Origin of the sequence: Methylobacterium sp. WL12 (genome assembly GCF_008039475.1) — a bacterium.
GTDB lineage: Bacteria > Pseudomonadota > Alphaproteobacteria > Rhizobiales > Beijerinckiaceae > Methylobacterium > Methylobacterium cerastii.
The window spans coordinates 1-2,338 of record NZ_VRUW01000190.1; the positions used below are offsets into that span (position 1 = coordinate 1).

Below are 2,338 nucleotides of genomic sequence, written 5' to 3' on the forward strand. Positions count from 1 at the left end.
TACGATGCGCTGACGACCGCGCAGCAGACCTTCTCGTCGTCGAGTGGGATCGGCGGCGTCGCGGCGCCCTACACAACCAGCGTGGTTGGCTTCACGCAGGACATCATCGCCGCGCAAGGGGCGGCGGCGGCCAACGCCGCGAACCTCGATGCCGGGCAGAGCGTGGCGCTTTCCACTGCGCAGGGTCGGTTCGCCAAGAGCGCAGGCGTCAACGTGGACGAGGAGATGTCGAACCTCATCGCTCTGCAGACGGCATATTCCGCCAACGCCCGCGTGCTCACCGCCGCCCGCGACATGCTCGATACCCTCCTGCGGATCTGAGGGACACCATGACCACGATCAGCCCCTTCGCTGCCGGCGCCTACATCAACACGCGCTCGACCTCGCAGCTGCTCTCGTTGAAGGGCCAACTCGACACCCTATCGACACAGCTCGCTACCGGACGCACCGCCGAGACCTATGCCGGTCTCGGCGCTGGGCGCAGCACCAGCCTGACGGCGCGCGGGACCCTGAGCGCGTTGGACGGCTACGATGCCGGCATTACCAGCGCGCAGACCCGGGTCACGCTCGCCTCCACCAGCCTGCAGCAGATTGCGGCGCTGACGAACAGCCTGCGCAATGGCATCGCCGTGAGCCCACAGCCGGCGACTGGCATCTCCGTCACGCCACAGCTCGCGCAAGCCAACCTCGACGGCGCGCTCGACGCGCTGAACCAGAGCGCGGCCGGGCAATACCTGTTCGGCGGCCGCGCCACCGACGCGGCTCCGGTGAAGTCGACGAACGTCATCCTGAACGGCGACAAGACCACGACTCCACCGCAGGACGGCCTCGTCACGCTGGTCGCCGAGCAGAAGGCGGCCGACCTCGGGACCGGCGGACTCGGGCGCCTCCAGCTCGGTCCGATCGTCGCCGGAAACACATTCCAGCTGTCCGAGGACCAAGGCGACGCGACCGGCGAGACTCGCGCGAACTTCGGGTTTGGTATCGCCGCGACGCCGACGGTCACTGGGGCGATCAAGGTCAAGGAAACGCAGAAAGCCAATCCCGCGGAATTGATAGGCCTCGACCCTGCGCCGGCCGCCGGCGAGAGCTTCCGCGTGACGCTCAACCTCGCCGACGGTAGCCAGAAATCCTACGACCTCACGGCGAGCACCAGCGCTTCAGTTGGCTCAACGACAGAGTTCGGCGTCTTTGGTACCGCCAACGATGCGAAAAATGGGCTGAAAGTGTTCGCGGCTGCACAAGGTGGCGTTGTTGCGAGCGTGCAGAGCGGCAAGCCGACAGGGTTCGACAATGCACCTGTCGCCGGCGATAAATTCCGTGTTACGGTCAAGCTCGCCGACGGCACCCAGAAATTCTACGACCTCACAACGAGTACGACCGTTCCTTCAGGCTCGACCACCGCGTTTGGCGTCTACGGCACCGCGGCTGCGGCGAGAGACGGGTTAAATGCGTTTGCGGCTGCGCAGGGTGGCACTGTCACCGGCGTGCAAAGCGGCAACGCGCCGGCCCTGACTGCGACCTTCGGCAAGGGCGCCTATGCTGCCTACGATATCAGCCTCTCGGGTCAACCGACGGCCGGCGACAGCATCACGATCCAGCTCGCGCTACACGACGGCAAAATGACCAGCGTCATGCTGACCGCGGGCACGATCAACTCCAATGGCTCGACGGGCACCTTCGCCATCGGCACCGACGTTGCCACGACAACAGCCAACCTCAAGGCCGCGCTCGCCACAGCGCTGGCCGCCGCCGCCGCTGGCCCGCTATCGGCGAGCTCGACCACGCGGGCTTCGGAAGACTTCTTCTCCGCCTCGACCGCCTCCGGCCAGGCGCCCAAGCGCATCGACCTTACTCCCGGCAAGCCGCCAACCTACCAGAACGCAGCTTCGACCAGCACCGTGATCTGGTACCAGGGCGACGCCGCGAACACCGACCCTCGCGCCACCGCCTCGATCCGCGCCGGGGCCAACCTCGACGTCGCGCTCGGCGCACGGGCCAACGAGGTGCCGATCCAGAAGGCGCTCGCGGGCTTTGCCGCGCTCGCCGTGGACAGCCTCGCCGACCCCAAGGCCACCACCACCCCCGGCCGGCTCGCCGCTCTGAGCAGCAAGACCTACGATCTCTTGGGCAAGGCGTCGAACGATCCGAGCCTGGAGGCGATCGCCACCGATTTCGGGCTGGCCGCAAGCACGTTGAACTCCGCGAAGTCGCAGAACGCCGCGACCCGGCTGACGTTGCAGAACGTCGTCGACGGCGTCGAGAGTGCGCCGATCCAGGAGGTGGCCGCCAAGCTGCTCGAGGTTCAGAACCGGCTTCAGGCGAGCTACCAGATCAC

General features: G+C 66.9%; 2 protein-coding genes. Both read left to right on the forward strand.

Annotation, left to right across the window (positions count from 1 at the left end; genetic code table 11):
- On the forward strand, positions 1–321 hold a 321-nt coding region (locus FV226_RS27340), incomplete at its 5' end, for a flagellar basal body rod C-terminal domain-containing protein (RefSeq protein WP_281406062.1).
- Positions 322–329: 8 nt separating this feature from the next.
- On the forward strand, positions 330–2,338 hold a 2,009-nt coding region (locus FV226_RS27345), incomplete at its 3' end, for a hypothetical protein (protein WP_147765384.1).